The sequence below is a fragment of the Pigmentiphaga soli genome, from assembly GCF_039541095.1.
GTDB lineage: Bacteria > Pseudomonadota > Gammaproteobacteria > Burkholderiales > Burkholderiaceae_B > Pigmentiphaga > Pigmentiphaga soli.
In genome coordinates this window covers 1-15,419 of the sequence record NZ_BAABFO010000038.1, presented here as the reverse complement: position 1 = coordinate 15,419, position 15,419 = coordinate 1, and the positions used below count along the sequence as shown (strand labels likewise).

Genomic DNA, 15,419 nt, shown 5'->3' with positions numbered 1-15,419 from the left:
CCTCCTACCGCAGCAGCCGGTTCAGCCCCTGCACGTCGCCTTCCGACAGGATGCCCGCCGCGGCCTTCAGCCGCAGCCCCGACAACAGCGTGTCGTAGCGCGCCCGCGCCAGGTCGCGGTCGGTGGAATAGAGCTGCTGCTGGGCGTTGAGCACGTCGATATTGATGCGCACGCCTACCTCGTAGCCGGTCTTGTTGGCCTCCAGCGCGCTCTGGCTCGACACCTGCGCGGCTTCCAGCGCGCGCACCCGCGCCAGGCCGGCGTGCACCCCCTGGAACGCCTCGCGCGCGCTCTGCACCGCCGCGCGCCGCGTGGCTTCCAGGTCGCTGCGCGATTTCTCGGACAGGGCCACCGCCTCGCTCACGCGCGAGCTGGTGCCGAAGCCCGAAAAGATCGGCACCGCCACCTGCACCCCCGCCGACCGGGTGGTGTAGAAATCGTTGACGATGTTCTGCCCGACCAGCCCGCGCGTGCGGCCCACGTTGGCGACCAGGTCCACCGTCGGGTAATGGCCGCTCTTGGCGATCTCGATGTCGCGCGCGGCGATCTCGCTGGCAAGCGAGGCTTGCGCCACGCTCAGATTGCTGTCGCGCGCCCGGTCGGCCCAGGTTTCGGCCACGGCCGGCTGGGGACCGGGAATGGCGACCGACGGCGGCAGCTCCGCCAGGTTGGCGGCCGGGATGCCGATGATCTGCTGCAGGGCGCTGATGCGCACTTCCAGGTCGGCCTGGGCCTGGATGCTCTGGGCCTCGGCCAGGTCGTAGCGGGCCTGCGCCTCGTAGGTGTCGGTAATGGTGGCGGTGCCGATCTCGTAGTTGCGCCTGGCCGACTCCAGCTGTTCGGAAATGGCGGATTTCTGGGCGCCCAGGAAAGCCAGGTCGTCCTGCGCCGCCAGCAGGTCGAAATAGGCCTGCGCCACCCGCAGGATGAGATCCTGCCGCCCTTGTTCCAGCTGGGCCTCGCTGGCCGCCACCTGCAGCTTGGACTGCTCGTAGGCCTGCCAGTTGTCCCAGCGGAACAAAGGCTGGACCAGCTGCAGGGTATAGCTTTCGTTGGTGTAGCGGGCGCCGGGCAGCCGGGTGGTCGAGGCGTTGGCCACGTTGCCGGCCAGCGAGACCGCCGGCAGCAGGCCGGCCCGCGCCTGCGGCAGCTTTTCCAGCCCGGCCGCATAGGCGGCCCGCGCCGAGGCGAACGTGGCGTCGTTGGCCAGCGCCGCGTGATAGGCCTGTTGCAGGTCGAGCGCCAGAGCCGGGGAAAACAGGCACGTGCCGAGCAGCACCGCGCCTAGGGTCGGAACGTACGGCCTGGTGCGCATTGCGGGACGCCCCCCCGGGAGTCAGGATTCCCGGATTCTACCTGTACCGCCCGTAGACGCCCAATAGAGGCTGCATGCTATACTCGCAGGCGCATGAAGCTGCCGGGAGCAACCCCGCGCGGCGTCCCGTTTCAACCGAACTTCGGTCTGCCATGGCCCGTACCGCTTCGATCATCGCTGTTCAGTGGTGGCGCTTCCGATAAGGAAGCGGCACGTCGTTGCGGCCCCGAACCGCACCTTGCCGCCGTACCGGCAGCAAGGTCGAATCAGATGGCTCCCCGGCACGGCGGCTCCAGGATCCCAGGAGATTGCCCGATGCCTTCAACCCGATACCCCGATTCCCCACACGCTGCGCGTTCCGGCGCGGCGGGCGGCCGCCTGCCCTTGAACCTCGACATGCCGGAGCCCGCATGCTGCTGATGCTCGACAACTACGACTCCTTCACCTACAACCTCGTGCAGTATTTCGGCGAGCTGGGCGAAGACGTGCGCGTGTTCCGCAACGACCAGGTCACGCTGGCAGACATCGAGGCGCTGGCGCCCGACCGCATCTGCGTGTCGCCCGGCCCCTGCTCGCCGGCCGAGGCGGGCATCTCGGTGCCTTTGATCGAAACCTGGGCCGGCCGCGTGCCCATTCTGGGCGTCTGCCTGGGCCACCAGGCGATCGGCGCGGCCTTTGGCGGCAACATCGTCCGCGCGCGCGAACTGATGCACGGCAAGACTTCGGTCATCACGCACAATGGCACCGACGTTTTCGCCGGCCTGCCGTCGCCGTACACCGTCATCCGCTACCACTCGCTGGCGATCGAGCGGGCCACCATGCCGGACTGCCTGGAAATCACCGCCCAGACCGCCGACGGCGAAGTGATGGCCGTGCGCCATCGCACGCTGCCGGTCTACGGAGTACAGTTCCATCCCGAATCGGTGCTGAGCGAACACGGCCACGCGCTGCTGCGCAACTTCCTGCGGCTGTCCGCATGAAGCCGCACGACCCCATTCCCAAGGAGATCCTGGTGCCCATTTCTCCCACCGACGCGCTGGTCCGCTGCATCGAACACCGCGAAATCTTCCACGACGAGATGCTGTCGCTGATGCGCATGCTGATGCGCGGCGAAATGGCCCCGGCCACAGCCGCCGCCCTCATCATGGGCCTGCGCGTCAAGAAGGAGACCATCGGCGAGATCACCGCGGCGGCGCAGGTCATGCGCGAGTTCGCCGACAAGGTGCAGGTGCCCGGCACCGACAGCCTGGTCGACCTGTGCGGCACCGGCGGCGACAGCGCGCACACCTTCAACATCTCCACCTCGGCCATGTTCGTGGCGGCGGCCGCCGGCGCCCGCGTCGCCAAGCACGGCAATCGCAGCATCTCGTCGTCGTCGGGCAGCGCCGATGTGCTGGAGGCGCTCGGCGCCAACGTCATGCTGCCGCCGTCGGCCGTGGCCGACTGCATCGAGGCCACCGGCATCGGCTTCATGTTCGCGCCGGCGCACCACAGCGCGATGAAGAACATCGCCGCCGTGCGCAAGGAACTGGGCGTGCGCACCATTTTCAACCTGCTGGGGCCGCTCACCAACCCGGCCAACGCGGGCAACCAGCTGATGGGCGTGTTCCACCCCGACCTGGTCGGCATCCAGGTGCGCGTGCTGCAGCGCCTGGGCTCGCGCCACGTGCTGGTGGTGCACGGCAAGGACGGCATGGACGAAGCCTCGCTCGGCGCTGCCACCATGGTGGGCGAGCTGCGCGACGGCGAAGTCAGCGAATACGAAATCCACCCCGAAGACTTCGGCCTGCAGATGGTGTCCAACCGCAGCCTGAAGGTGTCCAACCGGGACGAATCGCGCGCGATGGTACTGCAGGCGCTGTCGAACGTGGCGGGGCCGGCGCGCGACATCGTCGCGCTCAACGCCGGGCTGGCCATCTACGCCGGCAATGCCGCCAGCTCCATCGGCGACGGCATCCGCAAGGCGTTCGAGACCATCGCCAGCGGCGCCGCGCGCGCCAAGCTCGAGCAATTCGTCGCGTTCACGCAGCGCGCCGCCGGGCAGGCTGCATGAGCCTTATTCCATGAGCGAGGTTTCATGAGCGACATTCTCAAACGCATTCTCGAGGTCAAGGCCGACGAAGTGGCCGCCGCGCGCCTGCTGCGCAGCGAGGCCGAACTGCGGCGCGAGGCCGAGGCGCGGCGCGACGTGCGCGGCTTCGCGCAGGCGATCGAAACCATGATCGATGCCGGCCGCCCGGGCGTGATCGCAGAGATCAAGAAGGCCTCGCCTTCCAAGGGCCTGCTGCGCGAAGACTTCGAACCGGCCGCGATCGCCGCTTCGTACGCCAGCCACGGCGCGGCCTGCCTGTCGGTGCTGACCGACGTGCAGTTCTTCCAGGGCTCGCTGGACTACCTGCGCCAGGCGCGCGCCGCCTGCGCGCTGCCGGTGCTGCGCAAGGATTTCATCGTCGATCCCTACCAGGTGGTCGAGGCGCGCGCGATGGGCGCCGACTGCGTGCTGCTGATCGTCGCCGCGCTGCGGCCGTCGCAGCTGCGCGAACTGGAGGCGCTGGCGCTCGAACTGGGCATGGACGTGCTGGTGGAAATCCACGACGCGGCCGAGCTCGACGTCGCGCTGCAGCTGCGCACGCCGCTGCTGGGCATCAACAACCGCAACCTGCGCACCTTCGAGGTCTCGCTGCAGACCACGCTGGACCTGCTGCCGCGCATCCCGGCCGGCAAGCGCGTGATCACCGAAAGCGGCATCCTCGGGCGCGCCGACGTGGCCCGCATGCGCGAGCACCAGGTGCATGCCTTCCTGGTGGGCGAGGCCTTCATGCGGGCGCGCGAACCCGGCGCCGAGCTGGCCCGGCTGTTCGGCTGAGGGGGCGCGGATGCTTAGCCAGGCAGGCGGCAACCGCCTGACCGAGCCGCTGCGCTCGCACGTCCACGATCTGCCGGCCGCCTGGCGCGAACTGCTGCGCGGCGCGCTCGAAACGCCGTCGTTCGCGGCGCTGGAGCGCTTCGTCGACGGCTGCGTGGCCCGCGGCATGGCGGTCTACCCGCGCGAGCCGTTCCGGGTCATGCAGCTGGTGGACCCGCAAGACGTCCGCGTGGTCATCGTCGGGCAGGACCCTTACCACGGCCCGGGCCAGGCCCACGGCCTGGCGTTCTCGGTGCCGTCCGGCGTGCGCTGCCCGCCCAGCCTGCGCAACATCTTCGTCGAGGTGGCGCGCGAATTCGGCGGCCAGCCGCGCGCCTTCGACAACGACCTGACCCGCTGGGCGCGGCAGGGCGTGCTGCTGCTGAACACCTCGCTCACGGTGGCCGACGGCCAGCCGGCCTCGCACGCGCGCAAGGGCTGGGAGGCCTTCACCGACGCGGTCATCACCCAGGTGGCGCGCGATCCGTCGCCCAAGGTGTTCATGCTGTGGGGCGGCCACGCCCAGGCCAAGCGCGCGCTGCTGCCGGCCGACGGCAGCCATCTGGTGCTGACCGCCAACCACCCCTCGCCGCTATCGGCCCGGCGCCCGCCGGCGCCGTTCCTCGGCTGCGGCCATTTTTCGCAGGCCAACGACTGGCTGGCGGCTCACGGCCGCGAGCCGGTCGCCTGGCTCTGACCGCCCGCGTCGATCAGCGCCAGCAACTGCACCGGCGAGATCGGCGCCTGCAGCACCCGCACGCCGTAGTCGGCCAGCGCGTCGTCGATGGCCGACGCCAGGCACGAGGTGACGCAGACGATGCCCGCCTCGGCCACGCCCTTGATGCCCAGCGGGTTCAGCGAGGTCGGCGTCTGGTGCCAGATCACTTCGACGTTGGGCATCTCGGGCGCGGTCGGCAGCAGGTAGTCGCCGAAGGTGGTGGTCAGCGGCTGGCCCGACTCGTCGTAGCCCATCCACTCGTACAGCGCGTTGCCGATGCCGTGCACCACGCTGCCGTGGATCTGGCCTTCGGCGATCATCGGGTTGAGCAGCCGGCCGCTGTCCTGCACCGCCACGTAGCGCAGGATCGATACCGCGCCGGTATCGGCGTCCACTTCCACCTCGCAGGCATGCACCGCGTTGGCGTAGGACTGCGAGTCGATGCGGAAATTGTGGCTGCCTTCCAGGCCCGGTTCCACGCCGTCGGGGAAACCGTAGCCCGGCAGCCCGCGCAGCCAGCGCGCGATGTCGGCCAGCGACACCGACTTGCCGGCCTCGCCGGCCACGTGCACCGCGCCGTCCCGCAGCGCCAGCCGCGCCTGGTCGACGCCGAACATCTGCGCCGCCACCTTCAGCGCCTTGTCGCGCACGATGCGGGAGGCCACCAGCACCGCCGAGCCGGCGGTGATCGCCTGCCGGCTGGCGTAGCCGCCCATGCCCAGCGAGACGAAGCGGGTGTCGCCGGCGATGACGTCGATGCGGTCGATCGGCACGCCCAGTTCGTCGGCGCAGATCTGCGCCAGCCCGGTCTGGATGCCCTGGCCCATCTCCAGCGCGCCGGTGTAGACCGACACGCGGCCGGTCGGCATGACCCGCACCGTGCCCGATTCGAACGGGCCGCGGCCGGTGCCCTTGACGCCCTGCGCGATGCCGATCCCGATGCGCCGGCCCTGCGCGCGCGCCGCGCGCTGCCGCTCGCGGAAGCCGGCGTAGCCGATGGCCTCGAGCGCGCGCTCCTGGCAGGCCAGGTAGTCGCCGCTGTCGTAGACGATGGGCGCGCCGGCGCGGTTCTTCAGCGGCGTCGCGTAGGGCATGCGGTCGGCCGGGATCAGGTTGCGGCGGCGCACTTCGGCGCGGTCCAGGCCGAGTTCCAGCGCCACGCGGTCGAGCAGCCGCTCCATCACGAAATTGCCCTGCGGATGCCCGGCGCCGCGGATCGGGATGACCGGCACCTTGTTGGTCTGCACCAGCAGCACGTCGAGGTCGAAGGCCGGGACCACGTAGGGGCCGGGCGCCGACGTGGCCGCGTTGTACGGCACCACGTAGCTGTGCGGCGCGTAGGCGCCCTGGTCGTGGGTCAGCGTGCCGCGCACGCCGGCGATGCGGCCGTCGGCGTGCACCGCGATCTCCATTTCCCAGAACTGGTCGCGTTCCTGCACCGCGCTGACGAAGTGCTCGCGCCGGTCTTCCACCCACTTGACCGGCCGCGCCAGTTGCAGCGAGGCCGCGGTGACCGCGATTTCCTCGGGGTAGACCAGGTATTTGGCGCCGAAGGCGCCACCGACGTCGGGCGCCCGCACCCGCACCTGGTTCTCGTCCAGCCCCAGCATCTCGCACAGCGTGAAATACAGTTCGTGCGACATCTGGGTCGAGGACCACACCGTCAGCGAATCGGACGCGCGGTCGTAGTCGGCCACGATGCCGCGGCCTTCCATCGGGCTGCCCGAGCCGCGGTGCACGTGCAGGGTATCGCGCAACACGCGGGCGGCGCCGGCGAAGGCGGCCTGGCCGTCGCCGTAGCGGATCTGGAGTTTCTTGATCAGGTTGTCGGGGGCCTCGACCCGCGACGGCGGCGCGTCGGCGCGCAGCCCGTCGCGGCAGTCCACCACCGCCGGCAGCGGCTCCAGGTCGAGCTCGACCGCCTGCGCGGCGTCTTCGGCCAGCCGGCGCGAATCGGCCACCACCATCGCCAGCGCCTCGCCCACGTAGCAGGCCTCGGCGGGCGGCAGCACGTAGGGCATGACGTGGTCGGGCAATTGCCCCTTGGGGAAGGCGATCGGCAGGCGCAGGCCGTGGCCGTGCAGCAGCGGCTCGAGGTCGGCGGCGGTGTAGATCGCGCGCACGCCGGGCATCGTCCGCGCGGCCTCGGCGTCGATGCCGCGTATCAGCGCGTGGGCCTCCGGGCTGCGCACGAACACCGCGTGCAGCGCGCCCTCGGGCATGATGTCGTCCAGGTAGCGGCCCTGGCCGCGCAGCAGCGCATCGTCCTCGATGCGCGCCACGCGCGCGCCCACGTGGCGGGCCGCCTCTGCCGGATCGGCGGCTGGCGGCCGCACCGCGGTCTCGAAGGGGCTCAGCCCCGGCTTTTCGGGCGCGTTCATCGCTGCGCTCCCAGCCGCGCCGCGGCGTCCAGCGTCGCCGCGACGATGTTCTGATAGCCGGTGCAGCGGCACAGGTTGCCCGAGATCGCCTCGCGCACCTCGGCCTCGGTGGGCGAGGGCGTCTCGCGCAGGAATTCCACCAGCGTCATCAGCATGCCGGGCGTGCAATAGCCGCACTGCAGCGCGTGGTGGTCGCGGAAGGCCTGCTGCAGCACGCCCAGCGGGCCGCCGCCGGCCAGGCTTTCCACGGTTTCCACCGAGCGGCCGTCGGCCTGCACCGCCAGCATCAGGCAGGAGCGCGCGCTGCGGCCGTTCACCAGCACGGTACAGGCGCCGCAGACGCCGTGCTCGCAGCCCACGTGGGTACCGGTCAGACAGCGCTCCTGGCGCAGGTAGTCGGCCAGCGACACCCGCGCCTCGACCGTATCGGACACGGGGACGCCGTTGAGTTCCAGGGAAATGGCGAATGATGCGCCGGAGCTTGGCATGGGATCCTCCATCAATGCCTGGCGCCGGCCGCGCCGGCGCGCGTCAGCGCCAGCCGCAGCGCGCGCGCCGTCAGGGTGCGCGCCAGGCGCCGCCGGTACCAGGCCGGCACGTTGGGGTCGTCCATCACGTCGAGCCGGTCGCAGCAGGCCGCCGCGGCGTCGATCGCCGCCGGCTCGGGCGCCGCGCCGGCCAGCAGCGCCTCGGCCGCCTCCAGCCGGAACGGCACGCCGCCGACGCCGCCCAGCGCGATCGCGACGCGCCCGATGCGGCCGCCCTCGAGCGTGATCAGCGCCGCCACGCCGGCCAGCGCAAAGTCGCCATGGCGGCGGGCGAACTCCAGGAAGGCCCAGCCGTGGCCGGCGGGCCACGGCGCCAGGCGCACGGCGGTCAGCAGTTCGGTTGGCTCCAGCGCGGTGGTCATCGGCCCGAGCGCGAAGCCGGACATCGGCAGCGTGCGCGTGCCGGCGGCGCCGCGGATCTCGAGTTCGGCGTCCATCGCGGCGGCCACGGTGGGCAGCTCGGCGGCCGGATCCAGGTGGCACAGGCTGCCGCCGATCGTGCCCCAGTTGCGCGTCTGGCGGTGGCCCACCTGGGCCAGCGCCTCCACCAGCAGGGGGATGCGCGCGGCCACCGCCGGGTCGCGGGCGATGTCCTGCTGCCGCGTCATGGCGCCGATCGCCAGCCGGCCGCCTTCGTCGCGGATGCCGGCCAGCGCGGGAATGCGGCCGATGTCGACCAGGTCGTCGAAGCCCGCCAGCCGCAGGTTCATCATCGCCATCAGCGACTGGCCGCCGGCCAGCGGCCGCGCGCCCGGCAGCGAGTCCAGCAGCGCGACGGCCTCGTCCAGCCCGGCCGGCCGGTGGTAGCGGAAAGGAGGCGCCTTCATCGCTCAGATCTTCGACAGTTCCAGCGTGGACGGCGCGAACAATTCCTCGACCGCCACCCGGCGCGCCGACAGGTGCTGCTCGAACGAGTAGCGCGCCAGCGTGTCCAGCGTCTTGTGGTTCTCGGCCACGCCGTACGACCAGTAGTCGCGGCCCATCAGCCTGACGGTGTCTTCGTACTCGGCCGCCGCCCACGGCAGGTGCGCCCACAGCTGGCCGATGTCGCCGATCTGCCGCGTGCAGATTTCCTTGGCCTCCAGGAAGGCCTTGTACACGCTGACCGCCAGCCACGGATGCTGCTCGGCCAGCGATCGGCGGATGCCGATCATGTGCATGATCGGGAAGATGCCGGTGCGCTCGAAATAGGCCTGCTCCACCCGCCGGTAGTCGGGAAACAGCCGGCCGACGTTGGGCGCGCCGCGCCGCAGGCAGGACGGCGCGCGGGCGCTGAACACGGCGTCCAGCTCGCCCGCCTCCAGCATCTGCGACAGGCTGCGGTCGGCCGGGATCTGCTGGATGCGGATCTCGGGCGGCAGCTTGATCGGCGCGCGCTCGTTGCGGCCGGGCTGTTCGGTGCCGCCGCGGCGCCAGTCGATCGAGGCCGGGTCGACCCCGTATTCGTCCTGCAGCAGGCCGCGGATCCACACGTTGGCGGTGATCTGGTACTCGGGGATGCCGATGGTGCGGCCGGCCAGGTCCTCGGGCTTGCCGATGCCGCGGTCGGTGCGGATGTAGATGCCGGAATGGCGGAACACGCGCGACACGAAGGCCGGGATCGCCACGTAGGGATTCTCGCCGCGCGAGGTGGTCATCGTGTGGCTCGACAGCGAGATCTCGGTGATGTCGAATTCCTGGTCGCGGAAGGCGCGGTGGAAGGCTTCCTCGGGCTCGATGATGACGGGGTTGACGTCGCAGCCTTCGATCCCGACCCGGCCGTCGAACAGGGCCTTGGTTCGGTCGTAGTCGCAGCAGGCGAGGCTTACGGAGAGTTTGGCCATTGGGGGCTCCTGGTATGCATTGCCGCCGGCCGGGCAGCCGGCGGCGTGGGGCGTCACTTGCCGAAGATCATCCGCTCTGGCTGCGGCGGCATGAACGCGCCGGAGAACAGCGCGTCGCTGTCGGGCGTGGCCTTCAGGCCGTAGGCATCGACGATCTGCGTCACCATGCGCCTGATCACCGCCGGGTCGGCCGCGCCGATGCCGTTGGCGCGCGCCGCCGGCGTGGCGACGGCGCTGTCGATGGCCAGCCGCAGGCGGCGCTTCTCCAGCGCGACGTCGGTCATCGGCTCGCGCGCCTTGACGTAGGCGATCGAGGCGTCGGGATCGGCCAGCACCTCGCGGGCGCCGCGCGTGAAGGCGCGGATGAAGGCCGCCATCACCTTGGGGTTCTGGTCGATGTACTTCTTGGTGGCGAAGATCGAATTGCCGTACATCTTCACGCCGTTGTCGGCGTACTTCATGATGTTGAGCTGGTCTTCGCCCACCCCGCGCGAGGTCAGCGCCATCAGGCTGGTGAAGTAGAAGCCGGTAATGCCCTGCACCTGCCCGCGCTGCAATAGGGTTTCGCGCAGCGACGGGTCCATCGAGGTCCACTTGACCGAGGCCGGATCGATGCCGTTGGCCTTGGCGAACACCGGGAACAGCCGCCGGCCCGGGTCGAACACCGGCGCCCCGAGGGTCTTGCCGGCCAGGTCGGCCGGCTTGGCGATGCCGTCCTTCTTCAGCGTGAACACCGCCATCGGCGCGCTGTCGTACACCACGTAGGTGGCCTGCATCTGCGCGGCCGGGTTGTTCACATTGTTGGCCATGAATTCGATGATGCTGCCCATGTCGGCGAAGCCGATGTCGTACGAGCCCGAGGCCACGCGCGTGATGGTGGTGCCGCCGCCGGCGCCCGCGTCGATGCTGACGTCCAGCCCTTCCTGCTCGAAATAGCCCTTGGCCTTGGGCAGCAGGAACAGCGCCGCCGGCCCTTCGAAGCGCCAGTCCAGCATGAACCTGACCTTGGTGAGTGGCTGGGCCTGCGCCTGCGCGCACAGCAGCGCCAGCGCCGCCGTGGCGGCCCAGCGGCCGATGGCCATCGGTTTGATCCGCATGATTCGTTTCCTTCCGGAGTCTGTGACGGGGACTCCAGCGAGCCGCCCTGCGCGATCCAGTATAGGGAGGGGCAGGGCGTGAAACGATAATGCGCGGGCAATAAGGTTTATATTGTCCGTGTGATATATGAAGCGCCGGCCGGCGCGCCGCCTGCATGAATCCCCACGACCAGTACGACATCCACCTGCTGCGCATCCTCCACACGCTGATCTCCGAAGGCAGCGTGTCGCGCGCCGCGGCCAAGCTGAACCATTCGCAGCCGGCCGTCAGCGGCGCGCTCAAGCGGCTGCGGCAGCTGATCGGCGACCCGCTGCTGGTGCGCACCCGCCACGGCATGGCGCCCACCGACCACGCGCTGTCGCTGCTGCAGCCCACCCGCCGCGCGCTGGCCGAGATCGATCGCGTGTTCGTCAACCGGGCCGATTTCTCGCCCGGGGTGGAAGAGCGCTTCACCGTGTCGGCGCCCGACTACATCGACCCCCATTTCCTGCCGCGCCTGGTGGAGCGGGTGCAGCAGGGCGACCACAGCGTGCGCTTCGACATCCAGCCCCTGCACTCGGACGCCGACTGCGTGGCCAAGCTCGACAGCGGCGAGGTCGACCTGGTGGTGGCGCCATGGGACGATCCGCCGCCGCACCTGCATTCGAGCCGGCTGTGGGAAGACCGCCTGGTGCTGCTGATGCGCGAGGGCCATCCGCTGCAGGCGGCCGAGCTGACGCCGGCAAGCGTGGCGGCAGCCCGCCATGTGGCCGTGCCGCTGCGGTTCCGCGGCCAGTCCAGCATCGTCGACGCCCACCTGGCGCGCGCCGGCTGGCAGCGCGACGTCTGGCTGACGGTCAACGCCTTCGGCCTGGTTCCCGAGATCCTGGAGCGCACCGACCTGGTGTTCGTTTGCGTATCGCGCTTCGCCGCCACGGCGATGAGGCGCCACGGCCTGGCCTTGCGCGAACTGCCCGTCAAGCTGCCGAAAGTGCGGCTGCTGGGCCTGTGGCATCCGCGCAAGCACGCCTCGTCGCGCCACAGGTGGCTGCGCCAGCAGGCGCTGGAGGCGGGGCGGCAGGCGCAGGGATGAGCGGGCGCGGTCCTGCCAGGCGTCGGCCGGCCTGGTGTCCGCCGCCTGGCAGCGTCAATGCCGGCCTTCGGCCTGCACCAGCGCGCATTCCTGCGCCGACGGTTCGGCCAGCCGCAGCCTGAACTGCATCAGCTCGTCGCGCCGGAACACGTGCACCGGCACGGTGTCGCCCGGCCGGTAGCGCGCCAGCAGCTTGTCGAGGTTGCCGGCGTCGACCCGGATGCCGTCCAGCGCCACCAGCACATCGTGCGCCGAGAGCCCGGCGCGGTGCGCCGCACCCCGCTCGTACACCGTGGCCAGGCGCAGGTCGTTGCCCTGGCGCGCCGTTTTCACGTCGAGCGAGGGCAGCGCCGAGGCCGCCTTCCAGCGCAGCTCGATGCCTTGCCGGCGCAGCAGCTCGGCCAGCGGCAGGTCTTCGCGCCCGTATACATAGCGCTGCAGGAAGTCGTCGGCGTCGACCCCGGTGGCTTCGCGGATCAGCTCGCCCGGCGCCTCCTCGGGCACGCCGCGCGGCGCGCCGCGATAGAAATCGCGGCCGTAGCGCGTCCACAGCAGGCGCATCACGTCGTCCAGGCTGCGCCGGTTGCGGGTGGACTGCCGTATCAGGAGGTCCAGGCCCAGCGCCACCAGCGAGCCCTTGGTGTAGTAGCTGACGAGCGCGTTGGGCGAATTCTCGTCCTGCCGGTAGTAGCGGGTCCAGGCGTCGAACGAGCTTTCCGCTACCGACTGCTTGAACCGCCCCGGCGCGCCGTGGACCGCGGTAATGGTCTTGGCCAGCAGGCGCAGGTACTCGGGCATCCCGATCACCCCGGCCCGCAGCAGCATCAGGTCGTCGTAGTAGGAGGTGAAGCCCTCGAACAGCCACAGCAGCGTGCTGTGGTTCTCGCGCGCGAGGTCGTACGGCGCGAACGCGGCCGGCTTGATGCGCTTGACGTTCCAGGTGTGGAAATATTCGTGGCTCACCAGGCCCAGGAAGGTGCGGTAGCCGTCGGTTTGCGCCGGCTGGCCCAGCGCCGGCAGGTCGCCGCGCGCCGCCATCAGCGCCGTCGAGGCCCGGTGCTCCAGCCCGCCGTAGCCGTCGCCGGTGGCCATCGTCATGAACACGTAGCGGTCGGCGCTGTCCAGGAAGGGCGCCTGCCGCGTGCGCGGCTCGAACAGCGCGATCTGGGCCTCGCAGATCTTCTGCACGTCGGCGGCCACGCGGTCCAGGTCCAGCTGAGGCACCACGCCGGTGAACGCCATCTCGTGCGGGGCGCCGTGCGCGGTGAAGGCCACCGCCTGCGGCGTGCCCATCTCGATCGGATGGTCGATCAGCGCGTCGTAGTCGGGCGCCTGGTAGAAGCCGAAGCCGTGGCGCCCGGCGCGCCGCCGGTGGCCGGCCGCTTCGCGCAGGCTGGTGTACACCTTCCACGGCTGCTTCAGCGCCTGGCGCGGCGCCACCAGTTCGAGCAGGCAGGGTTCCTGTTCCTGTCCGTGCACCCGCAGGAACACGCTGGTGCCGTTGAAGAAGCCGTGGGTCTGGTCCAGGTGGGCGGCGCGCACCGACAGGTCCCAGCAATAGATCACGCAGGTCACCACCAGCGGGCCGCGGCAGGGGGCCGCCTGCCAGGTGTGCTTGTCGACCTTCTCCACCGGCACCCGCCGTCCCCAGGCCCGCGCCTCCAGGCTTTCGATCTGCCGCGCGAAGTCGCGGATCATGTAGCTGCCCGGTATCCAGGCCGGCAGGCTCAGCCGCTGGCCGCCCAGGTCTGGCCGCGGGATGGTCAGCGTGACGGTGCAGCGATGGCCCGCCGGGTCGTGCGGGTCGAGACGGTAGGTGAGCAGGTCTGTCATATCGTGGGTCGTTCCGGGCCGGCCAGCCGTGGCCGTACCCGCGATAGTAGGGCATTGCGGGCGCGGGCGATCCGCTCAGCGTGCCGCCGGCGGCAATCCCGCCAGGGCCTCGGGCGTATCGACGTCGTACAGGCAGCCCGGGTCGTCCACGGCCACCAGCCGCAAATGCGGCGCGATCAACGCGCGCGCGCCCGCATCGCCGTCCAGCCCGCACAAGGCATCCGTCCAGTCAGGCCCCAGCAATACGGGATGGCCCCGCGCCCCGTCGTGCGCCGGCGCGATGGCGGCCAGCCCGCGGCCGGCCGGCGCCAGGCCGCGCCAGGCCGCCAGCAACGCGGCGATCGTGGCCGGCGCCACCCGCGGCATGTCGGCCGGCATCACGCACCACGCCGGCAGCGGCCGCCTCGCGGCCAGCCGCGCGGCCTTCAGCGCCCCCACCGCCTGCGCCAGCGTGCAACCCATGCCGCCCTCGCTGCGCTCGCAGACCAGCACCGCGCAGCCGGCCGCCCGCAGCGCCTGCGCGACTTCCGGCGTGCGCGGCGAGGTGGCGGCCGCCACCTCGGGCAGCGCGGCCAGCATCGATGCCGCCGCGGCCACGCAAACCGGCTGGCCGCCGGCATCGGCCAGCAGCTTGTTGCGCGTGCCGTCCGGAGAAAAGCGCGTGCCGCGGCCCGCGGCCAGCAGGATGCCGACCGCCTCCAACGCTTCGGTCATGGCCGTTCCCTATCATTCGTGGACATTCGCGATATTGATATGTATATGTGCGCGGGACGGCCAGCATGGGCCAAGCCCGCCGCAGGCGCAAGCCGTGCCCTTGCGCTGCGCCCCGGATGGCGCGAGAGTACCGTCATCGCGGCCCGCGCCGCCCGCAACCGAAAAAGGAATACGCATGAGCGATTCGCTGGTGTTGACCGAAACCCGGGGCCGCGTCGGCCTGCTGACGCTGAACCGCCCCAAGGCGCTCAACGCGCTCAACGACGAACTGATGGACCGCCTGGGCGAAGCCCTGCTGGCCTTCGACGCCGACCCCGGCATCGGCGCCATGGTCCTGACCGGCAGCGAAAAAGCCTTCGCCGCCGGCGCCGACATCGCCGCGATGAAGGACTACACCCATATGGACGCCTTCACCGGCGACTTCATCACCCGCAATTGGGAAGCCCTGCGCCGCGTGCGCAAGCCCGTGATCGCCGCCGTGGCCGGCTACGCCCTGGGCGGCGGCTGCGAACTGGCGATGATGTGCGACATCGTGATCGCCGCCGACACCGCCCGCTTCGGCCAGCCGGAAATCAACCTCGGCATCATCCCCGGCGCCGGCGGCACCCAGCGGCTGCCGCGCGCCGTCGGCAAGGCCAAGGCGATGGACCTCGTCCTGACAGGCCGCCGGATGGACGCAGCCGAAGCCGAACGCGCCGGCCTGGTGGCCCGCGTCGTGCCCGCCGCCCGTCTGCTGGACGAAGCGCTGGAAGTGGCCACCGCCATCGCCGGCATGTCGCTGCCGGCGGTCCTGATGGCCAAGGAGGCGGTGAACCGCGCCTACGAGAGCCCGCTGTCCGAAGGCCTGCTGTTCGAGCGGCGCAGCTTCCACTCCCTGTTCGGCACTGAAGACCAGAAGGAGGGGATGGCCGCCTTCCTCGAAAAGCGGCCCCCGTCCTTCAAGAACAGGTGAGGGCGGATCCATTTGCACGGCCCGAAAAAGCTGTGCTATAGTTTCTGTCTTGGCTGCTGC

General features: G+C 70.8%; 14 protein-coding genes. 6 read left to right on the top strand and 8 right to left on the bottom strand.

Going from position 1 to position 15,419, the window contains the following annotated elements; genetic code table 11:
• Positions 1-4 precede the first annotated feature (4 nt).
• Positions 5-1,315, bottom strand: a complete 1,311-nt coding sequence (locus ABD927_RS23465; protein ID WP_345252312.1) for a TolC family outer membrane protein — start codon at positions 1,313-1,315, stop codon at positions 5-7.
• A gap of 410 nt (positions 1,316-1,725) precedes the next feature.
• On the opposite strand from ABD927_RS23465, the gene ABD927_RS23460 reads away from it, so the two are divergent.
• Genes ABD927_RS23460 through ABD927_RS23445 form a run of 4 tightly spaced genes read left to right on the top strand, consistent with a single transcriptional unit; the run spans position 1,726 to position 4,917 of the window.
• Complete coding sequence (locus ABD927_RS23460; protein ID WP_345252311.1) at positions 1,726-2,295, top strand: anthranilate synthase component II; 570 nt, start codon at positions 1,726-1,728, stop codon at positions 2,293-2,295.
• A 32-nt stretch (positions 2,296-2,327) separates the two neighbouring features.
• Entirely contained in the window at positions 2,328-3,368 is a 1,041-nt protein-coding gene (gene trpD / locus ABD927_RS23455; RefSeq protein WP_345252334.1) for an anthranilate phosphoribosyltransferase, read from the top strand.
• A 24-nt stretch (positions 3,369-3,392) separates the two neighbouring features.
• Positions 3,393-4,181 carry an indole-3-glycerol phosphate synthase TrpC gene (gene trpC, locus ABD927_RS23450; RefSeq protein WP_345252310.1) on the top strand — a complete coding sequence of 263 codons (789 nt, stop codon included), beginning with the start codon at positions 3,393-3,395 and terminating at the stop codon, positions 4,179-4,181.
• Positions 4,182-4,191: 10 nt separating this feature from the next.
• Positions 4,192-4,917, top strand: a complete 726-nt coding sequence (locus ABD927_RS23445) for a uracil-DNA glycosylase (protein ID WP_345252309.1) — start codon at positions 4,192-4,194, stop codon at positions 4,915-4,917.
• On the opposite strand, the gene ABD927_RS23440 is transcribed toward ABD927_RS23445, so the two are convergent.
• Genes ABD927_RS23440 through ABD927_RS23420 form a run of 5 tightly spaced genes read right to left on the bottom strand, consistent with a single transcriptional unit; the run spans position 4,887 to position 10,787 of the window.
• Positions 4,887-7,319 carry a xanthine dehydrogenase family protein molybdopterin-binding subunit gene (locus ABD927_RS23440; RefSeq protein WP_345252308.1) on the bottom strand — a complete coding sequence of 811 codons (2,433 nt, stop codon included), beginning with the start codon at positions 7,317-7,319 and terminating at the stop codon, positions 4,887-4,889. The two genes, ABD927_RS23445 and ABD927_RS23440, sit on opposite strands and share 31 nt — an antisense overlap.
• On the bottom strand, positions 7,316-7,807 hold the full coding sequence (locus ABD927_RS23435; RefSeq protein ID WP_345252307.1) for a (2Fe-2S)-binding protein: 492 nt from the start codon (positions 7,805-7,807) through the stop codon (positions 7,316-7,318). The genes ABD927_RS23440 and ABD927_RS23435 overlap by 4 nt, the downstream gene beginning before the upstream one ends.
• An 11-nt stretch (positions 7,808-7,818) precedes the next feature.
• Positions 7,819-8,694, bottom strand: coding sequence for an FAD binding domain-containing protein (locus ABD927_RS23430; RefSeq protein WP_345252306.1), 876 nt, complete (start codon positions 8,692-8,694; stop codon positions 7,819-7,821).
• Positions 8,695-8,697: 3 nt separating this feature from the next.
• Positions 8,698-9,690: a substrate-binding domain-containing protein gene (locus tag ABD927_RS23425; RefSeq protein WP_345252305.1), complete on the bottom strand. Its 993-nt coding sequence runs from the start codon at positions 9,688-9,690 to the stop codon at positions 8,698-8,700.
• 53 nt (positions 9,691-9,743) lie between these two features.
• A complete protein-coding gene (locus ABD927_RS23420) occupies positions 9,744-10,787 on the bottom strand; it encodes an ABC transporter substrate-binding protein (RefSeq protein ID WP_345252304.1) in 1,044 nt (347 codons plus the stop codon).
• A gap of 155 nt (positions 10,788-10,942) precedes the next feature.
• Here ABD927_RS23420 and ABD927_RS23415 point away from each other — a divergent pair, with 155 nt between their 5' ends.
• Positions 10,943-11,860, top strand: a complete 918-nt coding sequence (locus tag ABD927_RS23415; RefSeq protein WP_345252303.1) for a LysR family transcriptional regulator — start codon at positions 10,943-10,945, stop codon at positions 11,858-11,860.
• Positions 11,861-11,914: 54 nt separating this feature from the next.
• Here the strand turns inward: ABD927_RS23415 and ABD927_RS23410 are convergent, their stop codons facing one another.
• Together ABD927_RS23410 and ABD927_RS23405 are read right to left on the bottom strand one after the other, a co-directional pair.
• The gene (locus tag ABD927_RS23410; protein ID WP_345252302.1) at positions 11,915-13,693 is read right to left on the bottom strand and encodes a M61 family metallopeptidase; all 1,779 of its coding nucleotides are present in this window, start codon (positions 13,691-13,693) and stop codon (positions 11,915-11,917) included.
• Between the two features lie 75 nt (positions 13,694-13,768).
• Positions 13,769-14,407 carry a nucleotidyltransferase family protein gene (locus ABD927_RS23405; RefSeq protein WP_345252301.1) on the bottom strand — a complete coding sequence of 213 codons (639 nt, stop codon included), beginning with the start codon at positions 14,405-14,407 and terminating at the stop codon, positions 13,769-13,771.
• A gap of 175 nt (positions 14,408-14,582) precedes the next feature.
• On the opposite strand from ABD927_RS23405, the gene ABD927_RS23400 reads away from it, so the two are divergent.
• Positions 14,583-15,359, top strand: coding sequence for an enoyl-CoA hydratase (locus ABD927_RS23400; RefSeq protein ID WP_345252300.1), 777 nt, complete (start codon positions 14,583-14,585; stop codon positions 15,357-15,359).
• Positions 15,360-15,419 lie beyond the last annotated feature (60 nt).

Bases quoted from the DNA above. Each gene is read 5' to 3' on its own strand.
- ABD927_RS23435 (WP_345252307.1), bottom strand. From the start codon at position 7,807: ATGCCAAGCTCCGGCGCATCATTCGCCATTTCCCTGGAACTCAACGGC.
- ABD927_RS23465 (WP_345252312.1), bottom strand. From the start codon at position 1,315: ATGCGCACCAGGCCGTACGTTCCGACCCTAGGCGCGGTGCTGCTCGGC.
- trpC (WP_345252310.1), top strand. From the start codon at position 3,393: ATGAGCGACATTCTCAAACGCATTCTCGAGGTCAAGGCCGACGAAGTG.
- ABD927_RS23420 (WP_345252304.1), bottom strand. From the start codon at position 10,787: ATGCGGATCAAACCGATGGCCATCGGCCGCTGGGCCGCCACGGCGGCG.
- ABD927_RS23410 (WP_345252302.1), bottom strand. From the start codon at position 13,693: ATGACAGACCTGCTCACCTACCGTCTCGACCCGCACGACCCGGCGGGC.
- ABD927_RS23440 (WP_345252308.1), bottom strand. From the start codon at position 7,319: ATGAACGCGCCCGAAAAGCCGGGGCTGAGCCCCTTCGAGACCGCGGTG.
- ABD927_RS23400 (WP_345252300.1), top strand. From the start codon at position 14,583: ATGAGCGATTCGCTGGTGTTGACCGAAACCCGGGGCCGCGTCGGCCTG.
- ABD927_RS23425 (WP_345252305.1), bottom strand. From the start codon at position 9,690: ATGGCCAAACTCTCCGTAAGCCTCGCCTGCTGCGACTACGACCGAACC.
- ABD927_RS23405 (WP_345252301.1), bottom strand. From the start codon at position 14,407: ATGACCGAAGCGTTGGAGGCGGTCGGCATCCTGCTGGCCGCGGGCCGC.
- ABD927_RS23460 (WP_345252311.1), top strand. From the start codon at position 1,726: ATGCTGCTGATGCTCGACAACTACGACTCCTTCACCTACAACCTCGTG.
- ABD927_RS23445 (WP_345252309.1), top strand. From the start codon at position 4,192: ATGCTTAGCCAGGCAGGCGGCAACCGCCTGACCGAGCCGCTGCGCTCG.
- ABD927_RS23430 (WP_345252306.1), bottom strand. From the start codon at position 8,694: ATGAAGGCGCCTCCTTTCCGCTACCACCGGCCGGCCGGGCTGGACGAG.
- ABD927_RS23415 (WP_345252303.1), top strand. From the start codon at position 10,943: ATGAATCCCCACGACCAGTACGACATCCACCTGCTGCGCATCCTCCAC.